Source organism: Pedobacter miscanthi (assembly GCF_032678605.1).
In the GTDB taxonomy this organism is placed as follows: Bacteria; Bacteroidota; Bacteroidia; order Sphingobacteriales; family Sphingobacteriaceae; genus Pedobacter; species Pedobacter miscanthi_A.
Map to the genome: position 1 here is coordinate 1 of NZ_JAVTSU010000010.1, position 20126 is coordinate 20126.

19 protein-coding genes are annotated in these 20126 nt (G+C 38.1%); 4 read left to right on the plus strand and 15 right to left on the minus strand.

The features are described from left to right. Positions 1–196: energy transducer TonB (locus R2R28_RS15550; RefSeq protein ID WP_316826607.1), on the plus strand; the 196-nt coding region annotated here is incomplete at its 5' end. Positions 197–665: 469 nt separating this feature from the next. Here the strand turns inward: R2R28_RS15550 and R2R28_RS15555 are convergent. The 14 genes from R2R28_RS15555 to R2R28_RS15620 form a co-directional block, all read right to left on the minus strand. Continuing rightward, positions 666–1436: a succinate dehydrogenase/fumarate reductase iron-sulfur subunit gene (locus tag R2R28_RS15555; RefSeq protein ID WP_316826608.1), complete on the minus strand. Its 771-nt coding sequence runs from the start codon at positions 1434–1436 to the stop codon at positions 666–668. A gap of 88 nt (positions 1437–1524) precedes the next feature. Next, positions 1525–3504: a fumarate reductase/succinate dehydrogenase flavoprotein subunit gene (locus R2R28_RS15560; protein ID WP_316826609.1), complete on the minus strand. Its 1980-nt coding sequence runs from the start codon at positions 3502–3504 to the stop codon at positions 1525–1527. 17 nt (positions 3505–3521) lie between these two features. Further along, entirely contained in the window at positions 3522–4202 is a 681-nt protein-coding gene (locus tag R2R28_RS15565) for a succinate dehydrogenase cytochrome b subunit (RefSeq protein ID WP_187592683.1), read from the minus strand. Positions 4203–4471: 269 nt separating this feature from the next. Beyond that, positions 4472–4879 carry a GxxExxY protein gene (locus R2R28_RS15570; protein WP_316826610.1) on the minus strand — a complete coding sequence of 136 codons (408 nt, stop codon included), beginning with the start codon at positions 4877–4879 and terminating at the stop codon, positions 4472–4474. A gap of 471 nt (positions 4880–5350) precedes the next feature. Next, positions 5351–5542, minus strand: a complete 192-nt coding sequence (locus R2R28_RS15575; RefSeq protein WP_010599638.1) for a cold-shock protein — start codon at positions 5540–5542, stop codon at positions 5351–5353. Positions 5543–5654: 112 nt separating this feature from the next. Then, positions 5655–6278: a tetratricopeptide repeat protein gene (locus tag R2R28_RS15580; protein ID WP_316826611.1), complete on the minus strand. Its 624-nt coding sequence runs from the start codon at positions 6276–6278 to the stop codon at positions 5655–5657. Further along, positions 6266–7408 carry a hypothetical protein gene (locus tag R2R28_RS15585; RefSeq protein ID WP_316826612.1) on the minus strand — a complete coding sequence of 381 codons (1143 nt, stop codon included), beginning with the start codon at positions 7406–7408 and terminating at the stop codon, positions 6266–6268. The genes R2R28_RS15580 and R2R28_RS15585 overlap by 13 nt, the downstream gene beginning before the upstream one ends. Beyond that, complete coding sequence (locus R2R28_RS15590) at positions 7387–9534, minus strand: urea transporter (RefSeq protein WP_316826613.1); 2148 nt, start codon at positions 9532–9534, stop codon at positions 7387–7389. The genes R2R28_RS15585 and R2R28_RS15590 overlap by 22 nt, the downstream gene beginning before the upstream one ends. Positions 9535–9699: 165 nt before the next feature. Beyond that, complete coding sequence (locus tag R2R28_RS15595; protein WP_316826614.1) at positions 9700–11043, minus strand: hypothetical protein; 1344 nt, start codon at positions 11041–11043, stop codon at positions 9700–9702. Positions 11044–11194: 151 nt separating this feature from the next. Beyond that, positions 11195–12262, minus strand: a complete 1068-nt coding sequence (locus tag R2R28_RS15600) for an ATP-grasp domain-containing protein (protein WP_316826615.1) — start codon at positions 12260–12262, stop codon at positions 11195–11197. A gap of 21 nt (positions 12263–12283) precedes the next feature. Further along, positions 12284–12526 carry a PqqD family protein gene (locus R2R28_RS15605; RefSeq protein WP_316826616.1) on the minus strand — a complete coding sequence of 81 codons (243 nt, stop codon included), beginning with the start codon at positions 12524–12526 and terminating at the stop codon, positions 12284–12286. Continuing rightward, positions 12523–13224: a LytTR family DNA-binding domain-containing protein gene (locus tag R2R28_RS15610; RefSeq protein WP_316826617.1), complete on the minus strand. Its 702-nt coding sequence runs from the start codon at positions 13222–13224 to the stop codon at positions 12523–12525. The genes R2R28_RS15605 and R2R28_RS15610 overlap by 4 nt, the downstream gene beginning before the upstream one ends. Before the next feature lie 10 nt (positions 13225–13234). Further along, positions 13235–14422 (minus strand): sensor histidine kinase, encoded by a 1188-nt coding sequence (locus R2R28_RS15615; RefSeq protein WP_316826618.1) that lies wholly within the window; start codon positions 14420–14422, stop codon positions 13235–13237. A gap of 52 nt (positions 14423–14474) precedes the next feature. Beyond that, positions 14475–14978 carry a hypothetical protein gene (locus tag R2R28_RS15620; protein ID WP_316826619.1) on the minus strand — a complete coding sequence of 168 codons (504 nt, stop codon included), beginning with the start codon at positions 14976–14978 and terminating at the stop codon, positions 14475–14477. Between the two features lie 474 nt (positions 14979–15452). Between R2R28_RS15620 and R2R28_RS15625 the strand changes: the two genes are divergently transcribed. Continuing rightward, positions 15453–15797 carry a four-helix bundle copper-binding protein gene (locus tag R2R28_RS15625; protein WP_316826620.1) on the plus strand — a complete coding sequence of 115 codons (345 nt, stop codon included), beginning with the start codon at positions 15453–15455 and terminating at the stop codon, positions 15795–15797. A 58-nt stretch (positions 15798–15855) separates the two neighbouring features. Here R2R28_RS15625 and R2R28_RS15630 read toward each other — a convergent pair whose 3' ends face one another. After that, on the minus strand, positions 15856–17406 hold the full coding sequence (locus R2R28_RS15630) for a trypsin-like peptidase domain-containing protein (protein WP_316826621.1): 1551 nt from the start codon (positions 17404–17406) through the stop codon (positions 15856–15858). Positions 17407–17720: 314 nt separating this feature from the next. Here R2R28_RS15630 and dapF point away from each other — a divergent pair, with 314 nt between their 5' ends. Both dapF and R2R28_RS15640 read left to right on the plus strand, forming a co-directional pair. Continuing rightward, positions 17721–18503, plus strand: coding sequence for a diaminopimelate epimerase (dapF, locus tag R2R28_RS15635; protein ID WP_316826622.1), 783 nt, complete (start codon positions 17721–17723; stop codon positions 18501–18503). A gap of 406 nt (positions 18504–18909) precedes the next feature. Beyond that, a complete protein-coding gene (locus R2R28_RS15640; protein ID WP_316826623.1) occupies positions 18910–20079 on the plus strand; it encodes an efflux RND transporter periplasmic adaptor subunit in 1170 nt (389 codons plus the stop codon). The last annotated feature ends 47 nt before the right edge of the window (positions 20080–20126 follow it).

Genomic DNA, 20126 nt, shown 5'->3' on the forward strand with positions numbered 1-20126 from the left:
TAAAGTTTTTGTATCTTTTGTAGTAGAGAAAAACGGAACCTTAACAGATGTTCAGATTACCAGGGGCCTTACAAAAGAAACGGATGATGAAGCAATAAGGGTATTGAGCAAATCGCCAAGATGGAACCCGGGCTTGGTAAGTGGCAAACCTGTGCGGGTGAAATACAACATTAATGTAAATTTCAAAATGGACTAGATTTTAAAATCCACAATTTACTTAAACGCACAAAACCCCAGCAAAAATTGCCGGGGTTTTATGTTTTCTCTCCTGTCTCGGAGGACTAAATTTAGGAAAATTTTAATGTATATACAAATATTACAGAATAAAATTTCTATTTAGGCAAAATTTTAATATGCAGACATAAGATTGTTGCAACTTTCGCAAACTTTTATTTCGCAGCTGCTTTGTTGTACTAGGTTTCGATTTTAAACCTTAGGCTTTCGAATGTTTTCAAAACATCAAACAAATGTTAAATCATGTATGAGTTTTCATGACAAGGCGACTAAGAAAACAACATTATTTAATAAATATATTGGTAATCCATTAACCTGTATTTAGGCAAATACCATGAGCATAATTGGGAATAAAGCTCCTTATTAAAACTAGAAAGCCCCCACAATGTGGAGGCTCAAGAATTCCGATGAATCGGAATGCACAGTATATTTTAAACGGTTTCTTCTGAAATGAATTTGGCAGAAGCGAAATCGCGGTTCATACGGGCTATATTTTCTAAAGAAATTCCTTTAGGGCATTCTGCTTCGCAAGCACCGGTGTTGGTACAGTTACCAAAACCTTCTGCATCCATTTGCGCTACCATGCTCTGTACCCTGCGGTAACGTTCTGGCTGGCCTTGAGGCAATAAAGCCAACTGAGAGATCTTAGCGGACACAAAAAGCATCGCTGAAGCATTTTTACAGGTTGCCACACAAGCACCGCAACCAATACAAGCTGCAGCCTCGAAAGCAGCATCTGCCTGCATTTTAGGAATTGGAAGGTTGTTTGCATCCTGGGCATTACCAGTGTTTATCGAAATAAAACCTCCAGCAGCAATAACCCTGTCAAATGCAGAACGATCAACCGTTAAATCTTTCACTACCGGAAAAGCAGCCGCTCTCCAAGGCTCAACTACGATAGTATCGCCATCTTTGAAAGAACGCATGTGTAACTGGCAGGTAGTAACCAGATCTTTGGGTCCGTGCGGACGGCCGTTGATAAACATTGAACACATTCCGCAAATACCTTCGCGGCAATCGTGATCGAATACAACCGGCTCTTCGCCTTTATTGATTAATTGTTCGTTTAATACATCGAACATCTCTAAGAAAGACATATCCGGTGAAATATCGGCCAATTTATAATCTACCAAAGCACCTTTGGTTTTGTTATTTTTTTGACGCCAAACTTTTAGCGTTAAGTTCATATTTCCTGTACTCATGATATTGAGATTTAAGCATCAAGTATTAACTATCAGGTATCAAGATTAATTAATTCAAGTCTTGATACTTGATCTTAGTTACTTAATACTATTTATAACTTCTTTGTGCTACTTTAATATTTTCAAACTTCAGTTCTTCTTTATGAAGTTCGAAGTTCACCCCTTCTTTAAATTCCCAGGCGGCTACGTATGCGTAATCTACGTCATCACGTAAAGCTTCACCTTCTTCAGTTTGATACTCTTCACGGAAGTGACCGCCGCAGCTTTCGTTACGGTTTAAAGCATCAATACACATTAACTCGCCCAGCTCAATAAAATCGGCAACACGGCCAGCTTTTTCCAATTCAGTGTTCAACTCATCAGCCGTACCAGGTACACGCACATTGCTCCAGAATTCGTGACGTAATGCCCTGATTTCTTCGATAGCCTCTTTTAAACCTTTTTCGTTACGGGCCATACCACATTTCTCCCACATAATGTGACCTAAACGTTTGTGGAAATGATCTACCGACTTGGTTCCTTTGATATTGATTAAAGTATTTAAAATACCCATAGCCCTTTCTTCAGCCTCAACAAAAGCAGGGTGATCTGTTGGGATTGCCTTTACAGAAATTTCTTTTGATAAATAAGCTCCAATCGTGTAAGGAAGTACGAAATAACCATCAGCCAAACCTTGCATTAAAGCAGATGCACCTAAACGGTTAGCACCGTGATCGGAGAAGTTAGCCTCGCCAGTACAATATAAACCTGGTACTGATGTCATTAAGTTATAATCAACCCATAAACCACCCATGGTATAGTGAACAGCAGGGTAGATACGCATAGGTGTTTCGTAAGGATTTTCGCCAGTAATCTGTGCATACATATCGAACAGGTTACCATATTTTTCCTTAATCACGGCTGTACCTAAACGCATACATGTTTCTTTATCAGGATTGTGGTTACCTGCTTTAGAAGCTTCGATTTTACCATAACGTTCTGTATTGGCTTTAAAATCTAAGTAAACCGCTAATTTAGAAGCACCTACTCCATAACCAGCATCGCAACGCTCTTTAGCCGCACGAGAGGCCACATCACGAGGCACCAGGTTACCAAAAGCAGGGTAACGGCGCTCTAGATAATAATCTCTTTCGTCTTCAGGAATTTCTGAAGCTTTACGGTTATCATCTTTCTTTTTAGGTACCCAAATACGTCCATCGTTACGTAACGACTCGGACATCAGGGTTAATTTTGACTGGTGATCGCCGGAAACCGGGATACAGGTTGGGTGGATCTGCGTGTAACAAGGGTTTGCAAAATAGGCACCCTGTTTGTGCGCTTTCCAGGCCGCTGTAACGTTACTACCCATAGCATTGGTAGAAAGATAGAATACGTTTCCGTAACCACCTGTTCCTAATACCACGGCATGACCGAAGTGACGTTCGATTTCTCCTGTAATTAAGTTACGTGCAATGATACCGCGTGCTTTACCATCGATTTTAACCACCTCAAGCATTTCGTGGCGGGTATACATTTCTACTTTACCCATCCCAATCTGGCGTTCTAAAGCAGAATACGCACCTAATAATAACTGCTGACCGGTTTGACCTGCAGCATAAAAAGTACGCTGAACCTGTGTACCCCCGAATGAACGGTTATCTAACAAACCACCATATTCTCGTGCCAAAGGCACACCTTGCGCCACACACTGATCTATAATATTTGCACTTACTTCTGCTAAACGGTGTACGTTAGCTTCGCGTGCCCTGTAATCGCCACCTTTAATGGTATCGTAAAATAAACGGTAAACGCTATCACCATCATTTTGATAGTTTTTAGCGGCATTAATACCACCCTGAGCAGCAATGGAGTGTGCTCTACGTGGTGAATCCTGAAAACAGAAACATTTTACTTTGTAACCCATTTCGGCTAAAGTAGCGGCTGCCGAGGCACCTGCTAAACCTGAACCTACGATGATTACCTCAATAGTTCTTTTGTTCGATGGGTTTACCAAAGGCACAGAAGACTTATATTTTGTCCATTTGCTGGTTAATTCGCCTTCTGGAATATTTGAATTAATATCTGACATATCTTTTGTGCTAAAAATTATTGAATAAGACCGAAATAAACTGCAATCGGCATGGCCGCGAAAAGGATCGAAATAATAATCGAATACCAAACGCCAGCTCCTTTAATGATACCGTTATATTTTGAGTGGTTCCATCCCAAAGTTTGGAAAGCTGAAGCAAAACCATGTAACAGGTGATAACACAAAGAAAACATAGCCAAAATATATACAGCAACCCTTACCGGATCCTGAAATTTCTCTTTCATTACGGCATAAAGATCTTCATGGCCGTTGGCATCAACTGTTGGGATTCCGGTAAAGCGAGAAACTACCCAGAAATCTTTCAGGTGGACAACCAAAAAGATCAGCAAAAGCGTACCTAATAAGCCCATAGAACGGCTATACCATTTGCTATTTGCTTTACCATCGTTTACAGCATATTTAACCGGCCTGGCTTTTTGGTTTTGCAGTGTTAACCGTAACGCCTGAAAAATGTGCGCAAGCAAACCAATAAACAACACAATTTCGCCTGCCCGGATAATCCAGTTGGTGGCCATAAAATGTGCGCCTACGTTAAATGTTAAACCACCGTCGTTAATAAATATTAAAGCATTAATACCGCAGTGTACAATTAAAAAAAGTATCAGGAACAAACCTGTAATACCCATGATGAATTTCTTCCCTATTGATGAAGAAAATGCATTTCCGAAACCACTCATTTGATTAGGATTTATATCTAAATTTCTTGCAAAAGTATCTAATTATGAGTTTAATTTATAAACGATTATGACAAAACAACGATAAATCATTTATTTAGAAACATTCTAAAGCATAATCGGAAATAATTGAAAGATTGGGAGGTTATTTATGGTTTCGAATGTTGATATCAGCGGTTATGCTAAATCATTTTACCAGCAGGAAACTGGATTTACCGTCGGTTATCCGTTTTTACCATTAAGGACATTAAGAATTTCTATATCTGCAATACTCATTTGTCCGGCAAAATCTTAAAATATTCATTAACGATAGGCACTATACTTTTGGTAATGTTATCAGTAAAAAAATTGATTAGCAATCCCTGCGGGGCACCAAGAAGTTTCATATAAGTTTGAAGTTGTGCATGATGCACAGGTAAGATATTTGCAATGGCTTTTATTTCCACTACAACACAATCATTAATGTATAGATCAGGTCGCAGATTTAAATCCATTGGCAAATCATCGTATATAACGGAAAGCGACAATTGCTGACAAACCTTGTATCCGTTTTTTTCAAGTTCGTATTTTAAACAACGTTCGTATATACTTTCCAATAATCCAGGACCAAGTACACTATGTACTTTAATAGCGAATCCTGTTATTTCGTATGATAATTGTGTAACCTCTTTTTTAGTCATCTCCTAGTTATTAATAACATGCGGTATTTAGGGATGATTGTAGGGAATTGTTAAGAAACTGCCTGTTTAGGAACTAAAATAAGAATTATTTTCTTGATTGTTAATAGTAAAAGATAAAAAGTAACGCAACAACTATTAAGTGATTAAGCACATTAAGAGAAGTAACCTATAACCTTAACTTTTTCTTAACTTCTTAATGATAAACAGATAAACCAAGGCAACAACCATTAAGTAATTAAGCACATTAAGAGAAGTAACCTATAACCTTAACTTTTTCTTAACTTCTTAATGATAAACAGATAAACCAAGGCAACAACCATTAAGTGATTAGGCACATTAAGAGAAGTAACCTATAACCTTAACTTTTTCTTAACTTCTTAATGGTAAAAAAGGATACATACAAAAGTTCACCCCACAAAAAAAGTCCCGGTTTGCACCAGGACTTTTTACGATTTATGTGTTCGAGTTTTCTTAAGCTACTTTTACATTTACCGCGTTTAGGCCTTTTCTACCTTCTTCTACATCGTAGTTTACGGTATCATTCTCGCGAATGTTGTCGATTAAGCCTGAAGCATGAACAAAAATTTCGGCATCGCCATTAGATGGAGTGATAAATCCGAAACCTTTAGTTTCATTAAAAAATTTTACTGTTCCTTGTTGCATTATATTGTATTTTAATTTGCTCCAAAGATAGAGTTAAATACCTATAAATCAATTTTTTATTTTTTATTATATAAATAATTGCTAAATATATTGAATATATGCCTTTTAAGCCCTATTTAGCTGCCCGATTTAATCCATCGGTGCTCGATGTATCGCCCGGTTTTATCAATAAAGCACGTTCAAAACAAGCCTTCGATTCGGGTTTTCTGCCTGAAAAAAGCAAAGACCAGCCTAGCATATGATTACCATCGTAGTCAAATGGATATAAAGCCACCACTTTTGCAAAGTATTTTGATGCGGCTGCATATTGTTTTTTGTTATAAATAATAATACCTGCCCAATAGTTAGCCTGGGTATTTTGTGGGTCGATTTTAAGGATGTTGTTGTATTGTTCCATCACTTTTTCCCAGCTACTTAAAAGAGACAGTGGTTTTATTAAGCCAAATTTTGCTTCAACAGCATTCGGTCTGGCGTTTATGGCCCTGGTATAATAATTTTGTGATGCCGTATAATTTTTTGCCAGATAATACAACCAACCAATACGGAGATTAATTTCATAGTTATTTTCGGCATAAAAAGGCATTACATCACTAATGGCTTCTGCATAATTCTTTTTGCCTTCTTCGTTATAACTATTCTGAAAAGCTTTCTGCAACGCAGCATTTGTTTGGGCACTTACCTCAAAAACAGATAAGCAAAACATTGCAAATACGGTAAATCGCTTTAAAAATTCCATGTAATGCCTCCGTTTATTGAGTGTTGTAAATAGTTAAATTTAAAAATATTATCAGATTTACGTTCAAATGTATAACTCAATCCTAAAACTAGGTGGTGTTTTAACAAAAAATAACAATTTGCACCTGCTTTAAACTTAGTTTTATCAAAACCATTATACATATATAGTGCATCGGCTTCTGCGTAATTATACTGATTACCTAAAGTAACCACACCTTCAAGCCAAAAATTATGGACAGGTTTTACACCAAATAATTGTTGAAAAACGAGATTATTCTCATTCAATACATTAAGAAGCGAGAACCTGCTGATGCTGTAAAAATTTAAATTACCTGATATATATTTAACAAACTGCAAATTATATTGCTTTGTTTTTTCGTCGCCGATTTGCGAAAGCACAAAATCTCCCTGCAAATCGCTTCCATTACCGGCATATTTAATACCTGCCAACAAAACATTATTCTGGTAAACCAAACGCCTTAAATTAGACCGCATATAATGGTAAGCGCCAATGAAACTGATTTGCCTGAAAGGAGTATAATTAAGTTTAGCATAATAACCCGGCTGGCTGATGTTATCGTTATGGACAGGCTGGTTATAATAAGAAAACGAAGTGGATAAATTTAGTTTATAGTTCAACCTCATATCGATAAAAGCCCTCGAAAAGGATGAATTTCCACGTTCGTAAATGTTGGTAAACTTTATCCCGCTTTCGGCTCCAATATCCAATAATTTAAAGGAATGGATGTGCTCCCCCTCTACCACATTACTATCTAAATGCGAAGCCAGATAACCCGCATTATCATCTCGGTTTAAATAAGTATTACATAAATACGCGCAATAAAGTGCAATCTGATTATATTTATCGTAATCTAAAACTTTATTGTAGTTGGTTAAAGCTTCAACATAATTTCCCCTTACATAATTTGCATAGGCGATCCTTAATCGCAACAAAGGAAAATCTTCGCCATTATTCAGTGCCTCCTTTCCGTAAACGATTAGCTTCTGCCATTCTGAAGCATTGAAAAGCGCCAAAGAAGTGCTATCCGTTTTTTGATAAGAGATTTGTGCTTTTCCGATCGTTACTAAAACAATTAAAAGCAATGCGGTTAAACAAAGTTTGTTTCCCATTTTACTTTTAATTTTTTGTTTTTGTATTCAAATTCCATTCCTGTTATGCCTCTGCTATCGAGATAGATTTTAGCATTTAGAAATATTTTATGGTGGTTAAAAATTTGTTTTTGTACCTCAGCAGTGATGCTCAATCCATCGTTTTTAGGCGTTATGTAATTAGAATAGATATTCTGGCTAAAAATAAAAAATGGAGCGATGAGGTCCTGGAGCCAGAGTGACGGTTTAAACTGCTCAGCGTCGATAGCATAATAATCTGTCGTTACGTGCGCAGAAAGATTGATTTTATAGGCAGATTGATAAAAAAGAAACAGGATTGATCTTTTATCACCATAAAACCTGGTAAAATAAAATACATTGGCATTATTTACAAAATAGGCTACAGCCTGGTTTTCTCGACAATAAAAATAAGTCGCATTAAACGCATCGGTAAATACTTCCCAGGTTTCCTTTTTTCCTTTATCATCCGTTATTACACCGATATATCCGGGCTGGAAATGAAAGGCATTTTTTAAATGGGGATTAATTTCCGGTTTTTGAATAATTTCGCCTGCTTTTGGAATCTGGAAAGATTTTGAATTGTTTGCTGATGAAAAATAAGCGAATGGATAAGCGAGGGTTTTAGAACCGATGTAAGGTGTAGCCTGTACCTGAAAATGCAGATGTGGTTCTGGAGAGCGGCCTGAATTACCACAAAGCCCAATAATATCGCCTTGTTTTACCTTATCGCCAACTTTAACCTTTGTGCTGTTCTTTTTTAAATGCGAAACTTTTGTAAATAAATATTCTGCATGTTTAATCACGATGGTGTTACCCCAATTCTGCTCCAGGTTAACCTGTCCGATTATATTATCGTCGATATGGCAGATCACTTCCTGAACAATTCCATCTGCTGCAGCAAGAACAGGTTTGTTAAAACAATAATAATCTTCTGGTCTTATACCGGGCAGCTCGTAACTTTTCCCATCGATATCGGTTAATACAAAATCTAGTGCATGCTGCCAATCACCTTTATGGGTAATTTCGCCATCATAACCCTGAGAAACCGTCCACGCACCCATAAAAGGCAAACCCAGGTTAAAGTATTTAAAATCTTTAAGCCTTTCTTCCCCGTTTAAAAACTGATAAAGGTTGGTTTCCGGCGAGTAGTTCTGCAAGGTGGTAAGCTGTAGTTTCCCCTGGCCTTTCCTGAGCATAAAGAAGTAAAGTAAACCAATACCGGCCAAACAGAATGGCATGGAGAATACAGGGAGATTATACATACCCACAACCCTGGAAAGTCCGTTTAAAACTAAAAATGCAAATGGTACCACTACAATTGCCCAACAATAGGAACGCCAAGATGGGATCAGAAAAAAGCCGCCTATTGCACAGCTTATCATCATAAAGTTTGCGCCGAGATAATAATTGCTGATACCATCAGGATAGGTACCGTTGATATTATTTACTAAACACGCGGTAATGAAACCGGTTAGCAATAAGCTAAAAGCAATACGCGAATGGATAAAAACCCCGATACTGATTAATATGCCAGCCAATACACTATTCTGAAATAACACAGCACTAACCGACCTGAAGAAAAGTAATGCGTACGCAGGTATTTTTAAATGATCGAAAAAGTGGCAAAGTTTGGTAAAATGCGAAGGTGCGTCGGTATTCAGCTCAAACAACAAAGAACTGCTTTTCTGCATTAACCCCATTCCTGGATAAGCACTTGCAGCAATTAAAACAACCCAAAAAGTAATGATAAATGGAATAGATAAGGTTGGCAGGGCGTACTTACCTAAAAATGAAGTTAAATTAACACTTAGCACTACGCAAAGCAAACATGCTGCTGATAACCAAAACCAAAAACTAAGGTTAAAATTGAAAAACGTACCAAAACCAATGCCCAGCAGTAACGAATTAAAACTATAAAGGCCTGACTTAATGTTTTCTCTATCGAACTTTAAAACGTTTACCAAAATTAACGAGCAACTAACACAAATCAGGCCTGAGAACCCTGCATTTAAATTAAACATCGAAACTACAAGCAATAACACACCTAAAATCTTATTCTGTGAAAAGAATAAGATTGCGTAGCTGTTTAAAGCTGCATTAAGATAGTATTGTAGTTGTTTTTTCAATTTTTGATTTAATCTTGGTCATTTAATCTCGGCATCATTAATTTTCGGGCTGAGCTTGTCGGCGCTTCCTGATAATCATATAAAACTTTTATCTTTCGATAAGCTCAGGACGACATCCTTTGTTTATTTTATCACTCAAATTAATTGCATTTACAGGGGGTTATTTTATTTTAAATGTACCGGCACTTCCTCCATCATTTCTAAATAGGCCAGTGTTTCAGGTTTTCTGATCTGGTGACTTTTTCCCTCCATATCGATCAATACCACCGCCGGCCGCATGTTGATAAACTGCATCCATTGGGTCATGTTATAGGCCCCGACTTTGTGTACCACCACTTGATCTCCACGCTCTAAAAGCGGCAAAGTGATGCTCTCCCGTACCACATCAATATTCATACATAAGGGGCCAAACAAAACAGTTTCTTCGGTATATTGACCGGCTTCTTTAGCAACGCTGATTTTATGATCGTACCAATTGGAAGTGAATAAAATATTGATACCAAAATCGAGGATGGTTGCCCGTCTTCCATCGCTCAACCGTTTGTTAGCCAACACACTTCCAATTAAGTAACCGGCATCATCAATGAGTACCCTACCACTTTCTAAAATTAAAAGAGGAAGTTCATCAGGCGCGAAGCCGAAATCCAAAATGGTATTGGTAATGGCTTCGGCAAAATCTTCAACAGATGGCACGGTATCAATCCCAGGCAGATAAGCGCCTTTTAAGGTATTGGTTGAAGGAAAACCTCCGCCTAAATCTAAATATTGGATAGGATTCTGCAATTCATTTTTACAGCGCATGGCCAAATCGCAAAGTTTGGTTGCAGCCACCGAATAAGCAGCGGCAGACAACATAAAGGTACCTATATGGCAATGTAAACCAACCAGCTCGAGCTGTTCGGCAGCTACAATTTTATTGATTGCCATCCACGCCTGCCCGTTTTCGTAGTTAAAACCGAAACGATCCCAAACAGGATAAACACCGGTATCAAAATTAACCCTAAGCGCTACTTTTGCTTTTTTATTGATGCGTTTACAGATGTCAATGATTAAATATAACTCGTCATTATGATCAATATGAATCAGTGAATGATTTTCTATAGCAAGGATTAAATCTGCTTCCTTTTTATCCGGTCCGTTAAATATAATCTGGTTACCAGCAACACCATTACCTAAAGCTTTATGGTATTCGAAACCTGAGACTACTTCAGCCCAGCTTCCTTCCTGGTGAAAAACCTTGCAAACGGCATTTAAATAATTGGTTTTATAACTCCAGGCGAATTGAACTTTCGGATAACGCGTTTTGAATGATCGCACGGCAGCCTGATAATTACGCCTGATTTGCTTTTCTGATAATACAAAAACCGGCGAGCCAAACTCAGCTGCCAAACTTTTAACCGGAACACCATCTATCGCTTCTACAGGATCGAAATCGCTACGGGTACCAAACTTGTTCATCAGTCCGGTATTCATCTTCCTTATGGTTGGTCGTTCGTATTTTTGTTTCATTGTTTTAGCGTTAATTTGTATAGTATCGAGTATCAGGCTATAAGTATCAAGATGTGAGTATTAAGTATCAAGTAGTGAGTATCAGGTATCAAGATTGAATTGATCCGGGATTAGTCGCCTTATACCTTACGCCCTAAAACTTCTACCTTTCTCATAGTTCTCCAAAGGCCGATAGCTTCTGGAATTCTTCTACATCTACAATATTATCCCAGGCATAGCGGATAAACATTTTACCCGCCTTATAAGTATTCATTTCGTCTGTCGGTCTGCCCAAAGCCAGATCTACCAAAGCTTTTGGCTGGTTTTGTCCGGCGGCAACCGTTAAGTACACCCAGGCCGGAAAGCGTGGATTTACCTCCATAATGTACAAGCTACCATCATCTTCCCTCATAATTTCGAGTTCGAAACCGCCTTTCCAATTGGTTGCTTTTGCAAAATCTTTGGCCAGGGTTATCAATTTTTCATCTTCGATCGTAATCCCTGCCCAGGCTTTACCCTTTTCAGTAATGTAAAGTTTACGCATCGGAATCACACTGATGGCATTTCCCTTTCCATCGCCTAATCCTGCAATGTTAATTTCGGTTCCTTTTATAAATTTTTGCAAAATGATAGGCAAACCCCATCTGGCATGCAGTTTATGAAAAGCTTTATGCGCATCGGCAATATTCAATGCGGTATGTGCCTCGTAAAATTTACCTTTCACCATTAATGGGAAGCCGAATTTATTCGCAACATTGTCTATTTCAGAAGCCGTAAAAATTACTTCATCAGCAGGTACATTAAACTGATACTTTTCGCCAAATTGGCGCAGGTTAACTTTATCCCGCTGCTCCAGTTGATGGTGTGATGGCAAAAAGGTCCTGATTCCCATTTGAAACAAAGCCTGCTCTATTTTTATAAAATTGTATAATTCTGCATCAAAATTAGGGATGAGTACATCTATATGCTCTATTTCCTGAATCTGCTGTATACGGGTTCTTAAAGCTTCAGTTCCGGCTGTTGGGTAAGGAATCCGATAGGTTTTATCGACCTGATCCCGCAAATAAATCGCCGGTTCCAGGGTTTCGTAAGCTAACCCGATAATGCGTAAATCAGCTCCAAAACCAGCACGCAATGCGCGTATAACTGCCAAACCAGGGCCTGGGTTATCGTTTGCATTTAAACCCGTAACCGCAATGGTGAGGTTTTTGCTTTTATTTAGATCTGGAGAAACGTTCATGATTGGTTTTTATTTTTTTGGTTACAAATCTAACAGATTCGCTTCCTTTAATTGTAACATGTAATCATCCCAGTCTCTTTCTAACTGATTTGATTCTACTTCGTAATGCTCCGATATTTTCTTTTTGATTTCTGCTTCACTTTTACCTAATTTCATATCAACTAAAATCTCGGCAGCAATGGCATTACTGGTAAATGAATCGCCGGTAGCGGGATTAAAAATAAACCCATTTTCGCTGGTTGCAATATTTGCTTTTAACTTCATATTCCTTTTTGCTGATTAATGAAACCGCTATATGCATCGCCAACAGGCAACTCTGCGCTGTTTAGGTGCACTTTTCTGTTATGAATTGATTTTATTTTAGACAATGCGGCAATAAAACTCCGGTGAATGCGGGCAAACTGATCTTCTGGTAATTTCTCTAAAACCTTTTTCATCGTCATAAGGGTTAAAACCGGCTTATCAATATTGGTGAGGTAAATTTTAAGGTAATCGCCCATACTCTCGATATATTCAATATCACGGAGCAATATTTTAATCATTTTATATTCCGAATACACATAAATACTTTCATCATTGGTATTTTCCTGTGTGGCATTTTTGTATTTATGATAATCGATCGCTTTTTCTACCGCGGCCGTAAAACGATTAAAATCTATCGGTTTCAACAGGTAATCAATGGCCTGTAACTCATAACTCTCGAAAGCATAATTCCGGTAGGCCGTGGTAAAAATTATCATCGGACTGTTTACCAAACTCCTTACCAGCTCCACCCCGGTAATATCAGGCATGTTAACATCTACAAAAAGTAAGTCGACTGGGGTTTGCTTCAGGTATTCAGCACCGGAAAGCGCATCTTCAAAAAGCTGCACCAATTGAAGGTCGGGGAATCGGGATACATACGTTTTGATGAGCTCGAGTGCCAATGGCTCATCATCAATAGCTACACATTTTAAGGCCATATCTGTTAATTTAGCAATCTACACAAAGTTTAACAGTGAATATACTGCTGGTGTTTTCTATGTCCAACCGGTGTTGCTGGGGATAAAGATGCGCTAACCTTTGACGGGTATTTGCAATTCCAATCCCGGAACGTTCTAAATTAGACTTGTGGTTATAAATTTTGTTCTGGCATGAAAAATCAATTCTTTCAGCATCGATGCTTAAATTGATATTGATGACCGTTTTTTCTTTTTTGGTTACACCATATTTAAAGGCATTTTCTATGAAGGTCATGAAAATCAACGGGGCTATTTTTTTACCGTCAGGTTTGCCCTGTACATTGAAATTAATTTCGGCATCAGCACCCAATCTTAACCTCTGCAGTTCGATATAATCACGCACACAATCAATCTCATCTTTCAGCATTACAAAATCCTGTGTTACATCATCTGTTACATAACGCATGATGTTCGATAGTTTCATGATGCTTTCTGAAGTATGCTCGCTATTGATAACCGATTGGGTATAAATGTTGTTGAGGGTATTGAATAAAAAATGTGGATTAATCTGCGCTTTGAGGAAAGAAAGTTCGGCAGTGGCTTTTTCTGCTTCGGCTTTTACCACTTTCGATTCGGCCGTTTGCCAACGTTGTACCGTGCTGGTGGCAATGCTCAAACCCATAATCATAAAGAAAATAAAAAGACTGATCACATCGATATTCATGGGCTGGTGCAGATCCAAAATTCCATCGGGCTTTCTTAAATTCGGATCCTGCATACGGAGATCTTCATTTGGCAGCGGACCAAAGGGCATTTCTACATTAGGGCCAACATCAGGGTCTTTACCCGGCTGTAAAGATTGGTTTAAACCTTTGGGTTGCGAATTGGGTGGGCCATTTAATGCAGCCATTACACTTTTGTTATGTCCCAATAAATTATCATAAGGTTGTGCATAGTACACAAAACTAAAGAGCAATAATACTGCAGCAACATATATTACATACCTTTTTTTAAACATCAGGCGTGGTACTAAAACCAGCGCATTGAAGTAAAACATGAGCATGTAAGTACCGCAGAAAAGCCAGTAATAAGGCGATGCAAGTAACAAAAAACTACTTTGCCCCGATTGTTCGTTATTGATGAACAACAGTGGAAAGGTGAGAAATAAAAGCCAACCAGCCGCATGAATGATGAAAGTTGGGGTTTTAAATTGCTGCATGCTACAAATTAATGATATTTTTTCGGGCTACCTGGTTAAACGGATGCTAAATTTAGCTATAAACCAGACTTTCATGATGCTGGTAATTCACGATCAGGTTTTCGGTGATCTTAACCATTAAAGTTTCTTCTTCATTACCATTATAGCTTAAAATCAGCAAATCGCCGATGATTTCGTGCAGGATTAATTTTGGACTGGTATAAGTTATGGAAACGACATGAGCACCTTTATTTAAAAGATCTGAGCTGCAAATATGTAATTCGGCCCAATCAAAAAGTATTGCCCTATCTTCAAGATCGTTTAGCACAGGCATTTTACGTTCTAATGCGGTGATGTTGTTCATTACCGAATACTGAAGTTTTTGATGCAGCGAACTTGCCTTTTCATTGGCCTGCTGCATCTGTAAAAAAGTGTGAAGGTGTTGGTTTAAACTGTATATTCTTGATTTTTTTTGAAACTCTTTGTAAGTATCGTGAAATATTCGTCTTTCAAAATCGGTTTTGCACATGAAATTGAAATATTGTTTTACACTGAGGTTAATGTGAGCTAAAGCCATAATATTCGGTTTTGGTTGCTGATTCAAATATGGGACAATAAAAAAAATTAATTTATAGAGTATCGGTAAACACTGATTATCAATCGGTAAATGGCGAAACTAAATCTTGATTATGAAAAACGGATGAATATTGCTTTCCGTATAAGAAACGGAGCTGATTAGCACCGATTTAAGGATTTTTAACAAATAGACCCGTCTACTGTACTCGAATCAATTGTCATTCTGAACGCAGTGAAGAATCCCTGTCATATGAAAACCTAAACAAACCAATACAAACCCTTGATCAGCATCCGATAGCTACCGGATCAGGATAACAATTCTCCGAATTAATCCGTGCATTCCGTAGCAAAAATATATCACTCTACAACCCGTGGCGACACAGGGCATGGGGTTAGTTCATTTTTTTTAAAAACAAGTTTAATTGCCTGCAGGTTATTACTATACAAAACATTTATAACCAAAATCTTAAACGATATGGAAACGAGAAATAACCATGGCTTAATTCAGGCTTTATTAGATTGCGCTCTGGCATGCGAACATTGTGCTTCATCATGTTTAAAAGAAGAAGATATCAATATGATGATCGGTTGCATTAAACTCGACAGGGATTGTGCGGATATCTGTACCCAGGCAGCAAGATTGCTCCAGAGAGACTCCGTTATTGCACACCAATATTTATTACTCTGTGAAGAAATCTGCAGGCTTTGTGCAGCAGAATGTGGCAAACACGATCATGAACATTGCAGGCAGTGTGCAGTGGCCTGCGAAGAATGTGCAGAAGCCTGCCATGCCAACCACGAACCGATTAACCAGGACTAAAAAAAAACTTCCCGATGTAAATCGGGAAGTTTTTTCAACTATTTTTTATCTCAATTAATTACTGTGCAGGGAAACTGTAGTTATACGAACCTTGCGCACCAACACCGGAAATACTCACCATGTTGTTTCTGCCTAGAGGCAATGCTTTTTGAACATCTGCCACAGAATTTACCGGTTGTCCATTTACTTTGGTGATGATTAAACCTTTTTCTACACCAATGTTATCGAAAGCTTTTCCGGTGGTAACTGAAGTTACAACCACACCACTGTTAATGCCATATTTCGTTTTTTGTGCCTGGGTGGCCGGAGCAAAAGTTGCACCCAACTTACCTACTTCAACACTTTTGCCTGCTGCATTATTTGCAGTTAAGCCTACACTTGCTTCACCTTTAAGGGTAACGGTATAATCTTTTAAAGCACCATCGCGTAATACGGTTAATTTAACTTTATCGCCAGGGTTTAAGCGACCTACCCTTTCCTGAAGGTCAGGTGAATCGTTAATAACCACCCCGTCAACTTTTTTGATCACATCACCTGATTTGATACCTGCTGCAGCAGCACCGCCACCAGCAACAACATCGTTCACATATAACCCACTAATTTCGTTGGTTTTAATACCTTCTGGTTTTTCTTCGCCACTTAGCGGCACGAAGTTAACACCAATATAACCACGTTTAACTGAACCATATTTCATGAAATCATCAACAATTTTACGGGCTAAGTTAACCGGAATTGCAAATCCGTAACCCTGGTTATAACCACTTTGCGAAGCAATTGCAGAGTTAATACCCACCAGTTCGCCATTTGCGTTTACTAAAGCACCACCGCTATTACCAGGATTAATGGCCGCATCGGTTTGGATAAACGACTCAATGCTTGTATTTGCCGGACGATCTGGTCTTTTACCGGTACGTTGATATTCGCGGTATTCTTCTTCTGTAATTTCGTTGCCTTGCTGCTCGCGACCAATAATACCGATACTACGGTTTTTAGCACTTACAATACCGGCAGTTACTGTTGTATTTAAATCTAAAGGGAAACCAACAGCCAACACCCACTCTCCTACCTGAACATTATCGGAATTACCCATTTTTACAACTGGCAAACCCGTTGCATTTACTTTAATTAAAGCTAAATCAGTATTCGGATCGCGGCCAATAACTTTAGCTTCTACTTTACGTCTATCCGTTAATACTACCTCAACTTTTTCAGCATTCTCTACTACGTGGTTGTTGGTAACGATATAACCATCCTGACTGATAATTACACCCGAGCCTGATGCTGCCCTTGGTTGGCGCTGCATTTGGCGACCGCCGCCTCCACCAAAGAAATCTTCCATCATATCAAACGGAGAAGATGATCCCTGCCCTTTTGATGCGGCATAAGTTGTTTTAATGTGAACCACACCCGGTGCAACTGCAGCTGCTGCCTGCGTAAAATCTGTAGCACCAGCTGAAGTTACTTTTAGTGGATTATTGGCAAAATACAAGTTCTGTTTTTCAGTAATGGTACTGCCAGTCTGGTTACGCTCAAATAGTTTGTAACCTCCAATTGCTGCTGCTCCACCTATAAAAGCAGCTAACACGGTAATTCCTAATATTTTTTTCATGTGTTTGTATATTGTTTTTTAAAGCCATGATTTTATAATAAGCTGTTTTGCTAGCTAATTGTTTAGCTTATCATATTTCATTTGTTAAATATTATTGTTTGCAGGAGCGCTTTTCACTTTGATTTAAGCAGAATGCTCCGGCAGTTTTTATCTGCTCAAATTTTCTTTCGTAAGTTTATTCAAATTTAATACCATATAAACGATATTTGTATCTTCAAAGCACTTAGTTTTGTGTTAAAAAATGTTAAATTAAAAAACACAATCCGCTTATTACCTTTTGCAACTCAAATATTGCATTAAAAAATGAAGCTTTCATGAAAATTAATTTTTATAAATACCAGGGCGCAGGCAACGATTTCATTTTAATAGACCACACTTCAGGTCCTTTAAAAAATATTGATAATCAATTGGTTGAACAATTATGCCATAGAAGATTTGGCATTGGTGCGGATGGATTAATGTTCATTACCAAACATGAAAATTACGATTTTGAGATGCATTATTTTAATGCAGATGGCAAATTGGGCAGTATGTGCGGAAACGGTGGCAGGTGCATTGTCGCCTTTGCCAAACAGCTTGGCATTATCGATCGCGAAACCAACTTTTTGGCAGTAGATGGACCACATTATGCCAGAATTTCAGAAAGCGGCGAATGGGTTGACCTGCAGATGATTGATGTAGATACCATTACCAAAGATGGTGAAGCTTACGTACTCAATACCGGTTCGCCACATTATGTTGCTTTACAAATTGATTTAAAAAACCTTGATGTTTTTCATGAAGGAAAAAGCATCCGTTACAATGCAACTTACGCCGAAAAAGGTATTAATGTAAATTTTGTAGAAGATAAGGGCGATCATTTGTTTGTGCGCACCTACGAGCGTGGTGTTGAAGATGAAACTTACGCCTGCGGTACGGGGGTAACAGCTGTAGCCATGGCCATGGCAAAACATAAAAACCAAACCGGCCATATTAAAACCGATATTAAAGTTTTAGGTGGCGATATTAATATAGAATTCGACTATAACGGTAAAGCATTTACCAATGTATTTTTATGCGGACCAGCTAAATTGGTTTTCGAAGGAGAAGTAGAATAATCTTTTTTTTCCAAACCTATCGGGTTTTAAAAACCTGATAGGTTTAATAATGTAAAACATACACCACCAACGCTTTTTATTGACTAAAATAAACAGCATTTATTTACAATAAAAATCCTCCGTAACAACCTGTTTTAACACCATTTAACATCTGTCGCAAGATATTTACACATTCATTTGAGCGATTTAAATTGAGATAAAAAGCTTTAAAACAGTGTTTTAACCCTAAAAAAGCGCATTTTTAATCACGAAATAAATCAATCGATTGATTAAATGACAGAATTTGGACAGAATTATTTTTTTTTAGGCTCTATTTTTGGGCAATTATTAGCGGAAATCGAAGTCTCATTTTTGACGATGCTCTTAATTCCGGAAATTTACATTTATACACACACAGAAATAATCCATGAGAAAAGTAACAACTCTCTTTTTTAGCGTAAGCATGGGTATGCTTTTAGCATCCTGCGGAAATAACGACGCCGCTAAAAAAGCAGCCGCTGCAGCAGCAGCCGGTCCACAAGCTTACCCGGTTTTTACAGTAACTTCACAAAACACGACTTTAGAATCTGATTATCCAGCAAACATCGAAGGGATCCAAAACATTGATATCCGGCCTAAGGTTGATGGTTTTATCGAAAAGATTTTGGTAGATGAGGGCGCCGTAGTTAAAAAAGGCCAGTTACTTTTTACCATTAATGCCCCTCAGTACGAGCAGCAGGTAAGAACAGCAAGAGCTGCCATTAGCAGTGCCGAAGCCGATGTTAATGCCGCTCAGTTAACCGTAAACAAAACCAAGCCATTGGTAGAGAAAGATATCATCAGCAAATACGATCTTGATGCCGCACAGTTAACACTACAAAGCAGAAAAGCAGCATTGGCACAAGCTAAGGCTGAGTTAGCAAATGCACAAGTTAATTTAGGCTATACTTCAGTTAAAAGCCCGGTTGATGGCGTAGTTGGAAGCATCCCTTTCAGAAATGGAAGTTTGGTAAGCAGTACCAGCACCCAGCCTTTAACTACCGTTTCTAATACCTCTAAGGTTTATGCTTACTTTTCATTAAATGAAAAACAGCTTTTAGATTTTTCTAAAACCTATAAGGGGAATACCCTGGCCGAACAAATGAAAAATATCCCTGCCGTGAGCCTCGTGCTTGCTGATGGAACAATCTACGCACAAAATGGTAAAATCGAATCCATCAATGGCCAGATTAATACCAGTACAGGTTCTGCAAGTTTAAGGGCAACTTTCCCTAACCCGATTTCTTTATTAAAAAATGGTGCCAGTGCCTCTGTTAGAATTCCTCAGCACATCGATAATGCCATTTTAATCCCTCAAAAATCAACAATCGATTTACAGGGTAAAAAGTTCGTTTATGTTTTAGGCGATTCTGCTAAAACCATCAGCACCGAAATCCAGATTATGGAATTGGCTAAAGGCAAGTTTTATGTGGTAACCAAAGGGCTGAAAGCTGGAGATAAAGTTGTTCTTGAGGGTTTCCAATCGTTAAAAGACGGAACAAAAATCAAACCTGAAGAAAAAAATGCAGATTCAGTTTACGCTGATATCAAAAAATAAAAATATAATCTTGCCAATCACACTATCACAGTGTAATCAATATTAAT

Bases quoted from the DNA above. Each gene is read 5' to 3' on its own strand.
- R2R28_RS15555 (WP_316826608.1), bottom strand. From the start codon at position 1,436: ATGAGTACAGGAAATATGAACTTAACGCTAAAAGTTTGGCGTCAAAAA.
- R2R28_RS15560 (WP_316826609.1), bottom strand. From the start codon at position 3,504: ATGTCAGATATTAATTCAAATATTCCAGAAGGCGAATTAACCAGCAAA.
- R2R28_RS15565 (WP_187592683.1), bottom strand. From the start codon at position 4,202: ATGAGTGGTTTCGGAAATGCATTTTCTTCATCAATAGGGAAGAAATTC.
- R2R28_RS15570 (WP_316826610.1), bottom strand. From the start codon at position 4,879: ATGACTAAAAAAGAGGTTACACAATTATCATACGAAATAACAGGATTC.
- R2R28_RS15575 (WP_010599638.1), bottom strand. From the start codon at position 5,542: ATGCAACAAGGAACAGTAAAATTTTTTAATGAAACTAAAGGTTTCGGA.
- R2R28_RS15580 (WP_316826611.1), bottom strand. From the start codon at position 6,278: ATGGAATTTTTAAAGCGATTTACCGTATTTGCAATGTTTTGCTTATCT.
- R2R28_RS15585 (WP_316826612.1), bottom strand. From the start codon at position 7,408: ATGGGAAACAAACTTTGTTTAACCGCATTGCTTTTAATTGTTTTAGTA.
- R2R28_RS15595 (WP_316826614.1), bottom strand. From the start codon at position 11,043: ATGAAACAAAAATACGAACGACCAACCATAAGGAAGATGAATACCGGA.
- R2R28_RS15600 (WP_316826615.1), bottom strand. From the start codon at position 12,262: ATGAACGTTTCTCCAGATCTAAATAAAAGCAAAAACCTCACCATTGCG.
- R2R28_RS15605 (WP_316826616.1), bottom strand. From the start codon at position 12,526: ATGAAGTTAAAAGCAAATATTGCAACCAGCGAAAATGGGTTTATTTTT.
- R2R28_RS15610 (WP_316826617.1), bottom strand. From the start codon at position 13,224: ATGGCCTTAAAATGTGTAGCTATTGATGATGAGCCATTGGCACTCGAG.
- R2R28_RS15615 (WP_316826618.1), bottom strand. From the start codon at position 14,422: ATGCAGCAATTTAAAACCCCAACTTTCATCATTCATGCGGCTGGTTGG.
- R2R28_RS15620 (WP_316826619.1), bottom strand. From the start codon at position 14,978: ATGGCTTTAGCTCACATTAACCTCAGTGTAAAACAATATTTCAATTTC.
- R2R28_RS15625 (WP_316826620.1), top strand. From the start codon at position 15,453: ATGGAAACGAGAAATAACCATGGCTTAATTCAGGCTTTATTAGATTGC.
- R2R28_RS15630 (WP_316826621.1), bottom strand. From the start codon at position 17,406: ATGAAAAAAATATTAGGAATTACCGTGTTAGCTGCTTTTATAGGTGGA.
- dapF (WP_316826622.1), top strand. From the start codon at position 17,721: ATGAAAATTAATTTTTATAAATACCAGGGCGCAGGCAACGATTTCATT.
- R2R28_RS15640 (WP_316826623.1), top strand. From the start codon at position 18,910: ATGAGAAAAGTAACAACTCTCTTTTTTAGCGTAAGCATGGGTATGCTT.